Below are 5,970 nucleotides of genomic sequence, written 5' to 3'. Positions count from 1 at the left end.
TAATAATTGCCTTAATCACCCTCTTATTAGATGTCTTGTTTTTAGACTTAATAATAGTATTAATATTAACTTTAATAAATATCTTATCGTTCGTTTTCAATTGTGCCTTATTGTTCGTCTTAATAAGATTATTAATAATAGACCTAATAAGTAATGGGGTGTAGGATGGAGATGGCGGTGGGTTTATTAAATTTCTTATTGAATTTCATAAAAATATCTTTATAATAAAATAATGTCTTTTCTTATCCTTTCTCTATTTTTTAACTCTTCTCTTTTTGTCTATAAAGATAGTCTGCCCAATGGTTTAAAGATTCTAATTTATCCTGATACTAATAGCGAAATTGTTTCCTGTCAAGTTTGGTATAAAGTTGGTAGTTATTATGAACCGGAAAATTTAACTGGTATTTCTCATTTGTTAGAGCATATGGCATTTAAGGGAAGCAAAAATTTTCCCAAGAATTCTTATAGTGAGACAATCCGTGCCTTAGGTGGTATTGATAACGCCTTCACTTCGGAACTTTATACCTGTTATTGGGCAGATATTGGTAAAGATTATTATGATATTGTCTTAAAAATGGAAGCCGATAGGATGGCAAACCTCGCATTAGATAGAAAGGAGTTTGAAACAGAAAAAAGGGTGGTAATGGAAGAGAGAAGGCTTGGTGAGAATACTCCCTATTCACCATTATGGGAAGGTTTTGGATTAATTAGTTATTTTTTACATCCCTATCGCCAGCCAGTTATTGGCTGGATGCCCATTTTAGAAAGATTAACCTATGAAGATTTGGTTAACTGGTATAAGAATTATTATCAACCAAATAATGCGATAATTGTCCTTTCGGGAAATGTGAAAATTGATGAGGCGATGAAAAAGATTAAGAAATATTTTGGCAAAATAAAGAAAAGAACCGATATTAAAGAGAGAAAACCTTTTGATTTACCGATAACCGGTGAAAGAAGGATAATCTTAAAAAGAGAAGTTAAAACTCCAATGATGATTTTTGGTTATAAGACCTGTGCGATTAATGATCAAGATTTCTATCCATTAGAGGTATTAGAGAAAATTTTATTATGGGGAAAGACAAGCAGACTTTATCAAAAACTGATTAATGAGAAAAATCTATTAATTAGTATTAGTGGTGGCTCAGATATCCAAAAAGATACTGGCATCTTCTATTTCTTTTTGGTTGCCGAAGATACAAGTAAACTTTTCTTAGCAGAAAAGGAGATTGAAAAGGAACTGGAAAATATTATTAATGAAAAAATAAAAGAGGAAGAGTTAAATAGAATAAAAACAAGGATTTTAGCCGAATATGTCTTCCAAAGGGAAAGGGTAAGGTCAATTGGCTTTGTATTAGGTTCTAATGAGATTGCTACCGGTTCTTACAAATTTTATGAAGAATATCCAAAGGGAATTGAACAGGTAAAAGAAGAAGAGATTAAAGAAGTGATAAAAAAATATTTTCATAAAGATAATAAAATATCAGCAATCTTATTACCAAAATGAATATCTTTTTAACATTTCTTTTATTAATAAATTTAAAAGAAGTTGAAATTAAATTTCCGATAACTGCTGATAGTTTAGAAAATGGCTTAAAAATCTATGGGTATATTGATAATAAATTACCAATGGTCAGATTGAGGGTAGTAATCAAGGCAGGTAGTAGTTACGACCCAGTGGGCAAGGAAGGGTTAGCAAATTTGGTAATAAATATGCTTTTAAGAGGAACAAAATATAGAAGTTATGAAGAGATATATAATTTTGTAGAAAACTTTGGTGGTCGGTTAGAAAGTCAATGTGATTATGATTTTTCTCAAATTGAAATTGTCACTCTATCCCAATATTTAGATACAATGCTTTTCTTAATAAGAGAAATTTTGACAATGCCCAAATTTGCTAATGAAGACCTTATAAAATTAAAAACCGAAATCCTTGGCAGGATAAAAACCTCGGAAAATTTTCCCAGTTATCTATTAACCAAAGAATTTATTAAAAACTTTTATCCAAAAGATTATCCTTATCGCCATCTGCCGGAAGGAGAGATAAACTCATTAGAAAAGATTGAAATTAGCGATATTAAAAACTTCTATGAAACCTATTACCATCCAAACAATTACTTCTTTATCTTAGTTGGTGATTTCGCAAAAGAGAAAGTAAAAGATAAAATAGATAAACTTTTTAGTAATTTAGAAAAAAAAGAGATTCCTAAATTAAATATTGAAAGTTTTCCAAAGATAGAAAAAAGAAAAATGATTATTGTAAAAAAAAGAAATATCAACCAGTCTTATATTTTATTAGGCTTTGAAGCACCGAGTGGCAATCATCCCGATGTTATTCCTTTAAGGGTAATGAACTTTATCTTTGGTGGCGGTGCCTTAAATTCAAGATTAGGAAAACTGATTAGAGAAAAAGAAGGGCTTGCTTATGATGTTGGCTCTTATTTCACAAGAAGAGTTTATCCTTCCCAATTTATCTGCGATATGCAAACAGAAATAAAAAATACCGATTATGCGATTGACTTGATATTAGAAGAATTGAAAAATCTCAAAGAGAAAGGAATAAAAAGAGATGAGTTAGAACAGGCAAAAAGATTCTATTTTGGTAATATTCCAATTTCAATAGATAGTTATAGTGATAAGGCAAACATAATAAGAGAAATTATCCTTTTAGATTTAGGTTTTGACTACCTTTCTCATCTCTTATCTGAAATAAAAGACCTAACCTGTGAGAAAATAAACAAAATAGCAAAGGAATATATAAAAGATAATTTTCTATTAGTAATCGTCAGCAATATAGAAAAAGAGAATTTAAAAGTAAGAGATTGGGAAATAGAATTTATCGAAAGATAAGAAAAATTTCTGGTAATAAAAACTAAATAAAATCAAATTTATTGACTAATAGATAAATTTTTGTTATTATATATATAAGCATGGTAAGAATAAGATTAACAAGAATGGGAAGAACGGGTATTCCCCATTATCGAATTGTTGTTACGGATTCAAGAAATCCCCGAGACGGTAAATATATTGAGTGTGTTGGTTATTATAACCCTAAAAAAGATATTTTAGAAATTAATAAAGAAAGAATTTCCTACTGGCTCTCCTGTGGAGCACAACCTACTGAGGTAGTAAAACGATTACTATCAAAAGTAGAAAAAGAAACAAACTTAAACCAAACTTTAAAAGGAGGTAACTATGATGTCGCTTAAAGAACTGCTTGAAAACATAACAAAATCAATTGTTGATAATCCTGATCAAGTCCAACTAAAAGAGATCGCTGGTGAAAGAACCGTTGTTTTTGAACTTCGGGTTGGTCAGGGCGATTTAGGGAAAATTATTGGTAAAGAAGGAAGAACAGCAAAAGCCCTGAGGCAGATCTTAGCAGCAGCCGCAATGAAACAAGGAAAGAGAGCCCAGTTGGAAATTCTTGAATAACCACATTCTTAATATATTTACCGTCTCGGGGTACTACCGATGTGAAAGTTCACATAATAACAATCTTCCCTGAATACTTCCAAGGAATAGTTAACACTGGTGTAATAAAAATTGCCCAAAATAAAGGTCTATTAGATTTAAAGATTTTAAATTTAAGAGATTTCACCGATGACCCCTATCGGCAAGTAGATGATTACCCTTATGGCGGTGGTCCAGGAATGATTATGAAACCCGAACCAATATTTAGAGCAGTAAATTCTATAAAAGAGAAAGATTCTAAGGTAATTTTACTTTCTCCTCAAGGAAAGGTTTTTAATCAAAAGATGGCTTTTGAATTATCTAAATTGCCCCATTTAATTTTTATCTGCGGACGTTATAAAGGTGTTGATGGCAGGGTAAGCGAATATCTTTGTGATATGGAAATCTCTATTGGTGATTATATTCTCTCTGGTGGTGAAGCAGCCTGTGCGGTAATTTTAGAAGCAGTAATTAGATTGATTGAAGGAGTGGTTGGCGATTACGAGTCAATTGAAACTGATTCTTTTGTCTCTGGTTTGTTAGATGCCACTTATTATACCCGTCCCCAAGATTTTATGGGTTATAAAGTACCGGAAGTTTTGCTTTCGGGTAATCACGAATTAATAAGGAAATGGCGAAGAAAATCATCTCTTTTAAATACTTTAAAAAACCGACCAGACTTATTAAAAACTGCTAATTTAACCGAAGAAGATAAAGAGTTGTTAAAAGAGATTGAAAAGGAGTTGAAAAATAAAGAATGAGAAAATATTTCATTAAAACCTACGGCTGTCAAATGAATTTGGCAGATAGTCTGATAGTGAGTAAGATTTTAAATGATGCTGGTTTTGAGAAAACAGAGAATATTAAAGAGGCTGATATAGTTTTAATTTTAACTTGTGCGGTAAGGGAACACGCAGAAAAAAGGGCATTAGGACAAATTTTTTCTTTAGGTTCCTTAAAGAAAAGAAAGAAGTGTTTAATTGGTGTATTAGGCTGTATGGCCAGAGGCTTAAAAGAGAAATTAACCGAAGGTTGCTTAAAAGAAAATTTTGTCGATTTTCTCTTGGGTCCGGATGCCTATCGAAAATTACCAGCAATAATTGAAGAGAAATTTAAAAATTATGAAAATAAACCAATCACCATTATTGAAGAAGAAAAAGAAACCTATTGCGATATTTTACCAGAAATTAATCAAGAAGGAATAGAAGGTTTTGTTACTATTATGCGTGGCTGCGATAATTTTTGTTCCTATTGTATTGTCCCCTATGTTCGCGGAAGGGAAAGAGCCCGACCAATTTCCTCTATTCTTCAAGAAATAGATTTTCTATTATCAAAGGGGAAAATATTAATAACTCTTTTAGGACAAAATGTCCTTGGCTATAAAGACAAAGAAAATGACAAAATATTAGATTTCTCTTATCTTTTAACAACCATAATTGAAAAATTCCCTAATTTAAGATATCTCCATTTTTTAACTTCCCATCCAAAAGATTTATCCTTTGAGTTAATTGAAAAGATTGCCCAATTAATGAACTTAGGAAAGTTATTTAAAGAACTCCATTTACCCCTCCAATCAGGTTCTAATCGGATTTTAAGATTAATGAACCGGAAATATACCCGTGAAGAGTATTATGAGAAAATTAAATATTTAAAAGAACTTGTGCCTGATGTAAGTATTACAACTGATTTAATTGTTGGTTTTCCGACGGAAACCGAAGAAGATTACGAAGCAACTTTCGATATGGTAAAAAAGATTGGATTTGATTTTGCCTATATGTTTAAATATTCCGAAAGACCATATACTAAAGCCCGTAATATATTTCCCAAAATAAGTGAAGAAATTAAACAAGAGAGATTAGAAAAATTAATAAATTTACAAAATGAAATTACCAAGAGAAAAAATGAAGAAATGATAAATAAAAATTATCCGATCATTATAACTAAAAATCAAAATAATGAATCAATAGGAAGATTACCCAATAATAAATTAGCAATTGTAAAAGAGAAATTATCAATTGGTAAAGAATATATTATAAAGATTATCAAAATTGATGGTTGGACACCAATTGGTGAAATTATAAAAGAATGATTCTAATATTTCTTCTTATTTCCCAATACCGATTTTTGCCAGCAATAAAGGTGAATGATGACCCAGCCGGACAGGCATTCCACACAACTATATCGTCAGGACAACATTCTATCGCCGCCAGAGGTGATACAATCTATCTTGCCTATCGAGGTGACCAAACAGGTCAGGCAAATATCTATTTCACAAAAAGTACCGATGGCGGAAGAACCTGGTCGCCTTCTATTAGAGTTAACTATCCAAACCAAGGAATCTTCCAAACATTAGCCGTTAGTAAAAATGGCCATATCTTTATTGCCTACGATGACCGAGGTCCAACCGATGATATTTACTTTACAAAAAGCACTAACGGCGGTATAAGTTTCACCACACCAATAAGAGTAAATGATATAATTGAAGGAGTTCAAAAAAGACCTTCAATCGCTGTTGAT

The 5,970-nt window shown here is 31.4% G+C and carries 7 protein-coding genes; all 7 read left to right on the top strand.

The window, feature by feature from the left end; all coding sequences use genetic code 11:
* The first annotated feature begins 232 nt into the window (after window positions 1–232).
* Window positions 233–1,507 (top strand): pitrilysin family protein, encoded by a 1,275-nt coding sequence (locus tag ABIK75_08200; protein MEO0091070.1) that lies wholly within the window; start codon window positions 233–235, stop codon window positions 1,505–1,507.
* Complete coding sequence (locus ABIK75_08195) at window positions 1,504–2,850, top strand: pitrilysin family protein (protein ID MEO0091069.1); 1,347 nt, start codon at window positions 1,504–1,506, stop codon at window positions 2,848–2,850. The genes ABIK75_08200 and ABIK75_08195 overlap by 4 nt, the downstream gene beginning before the upstream one ends.
* Window positions 2,851–2,930: 80 nt before the next feature.
* Window positions 2,931–3,209: a 30S ribosomal protein S16 gene (gene rpsP / locus ABIK75_08190; protein ID MEO0091068.1), complete on the top strand. Its 279-nt coding sequence runs from the start codon at window positions 2,931–2,933 to the stop codon at window positions 3,207–3,209.
* The gene (locus tag ABIK75_08185) at window positions 3,196–3,435 is read left to right on the top strand and encodes a KH domain-containing protein (GenBank protein MEO0091067.1); all 240 of its coding nucleotides are present in this window, start codon (window positions 3,196–3,198) and stop codon (window positions 3,433–3,435) included. Before rpsP ends, ABIK75_08185 begins: the two co-directional genes overlap by 14 nt.
* Before the next feature lie 41 nt (window positions 3,436–3,476).
* Window positions 3,477–4,214 (top strand): tRNA (guanosine(37)-N1)-methyltransferase TrmD, encoded by a 738-nt coding sequence (trmD, locus tag ABIK75_08180; protein ID MEO0091066.1) that lies wholly within the window; start codon window positions 3,477–3,479, stop codon window positions 4,212–4,214.
* Entirely contained in the window at window positions 4,211–5,542 is a 1,332-nt protein-coding gene (gene miaB, locus ABIK75_08175; GenBank protein ID MEO0091065.1) for a tRNA (N6-isopentenyl adenosine(37)-C2)-methylthiotransferase MiaB, read from the top strand. The genes trmD and miaB overlap by 4 nt, the downstream gene beginning before the upstream one ends.
* Window positions 5,539–5,970, top strand: a 432-nt coding sequence (locus ABIK75_08170; protein ID MEO0091064.1) for a sialidase family protein, incomplete at its 3' end; no start/stop codon positions are given. The genes miaB and ABIK75_08170, both read left to right, overlap by 4 nt.

This window comes from candidate division WOR-3 bacterium, assembly GCA_039801725.1.
Classification (GTDB): domain Bacteria; phylum Hydrothermota; class Tepidihabitantia; order Tepidihabitantales; family DTDR01; genus DTDR01.
The sequence above is the reverse complement of the archived record's forward strand: the minus strand, read 5'-3'. Positions and strand labels throughout refer to the sequence as shown.

What these genes read in the sequence shown, in the direction of transcription:
- miaB (MEO0091065.1), top strand. Translation starts at nt 4,211, where the DNA reads ATGAGAAAATATTTCATTAAAACCTACGGCTGTCAAATGAATTTGGCA.
- rpsP (MEO0091068.1), top strand. Translation starts at nt 2,931, where the DNA reads ATGGTAAGAATAAGATTAACAAGAATGGGAAGAACGGGTATTCCCCAT.
- ABIK75_08195 (MEO0091069.1), top strand. Translation starts at nt 1,504, where the DNA reads ATGAATATCTTTTTAACATTTCTTTTATTAATAAATTTAAAAGAAGTT.
- ABIK75_08185 (MEO0091067.1), top strand. Translation starts at nt 3,196, where the DNA reads ATGATGTCGCTTAAAGAACTGCTTGAAAACATAACAAAATCAATTGTT.
- ABIK75_08200 (MEO0091070.1), top strand. Translation starts at nt 233, where the DNA reads ATGTCTTTTCTTATCCTTTCTCTATTTTTTAACTCTTCTCTTTTTGTC.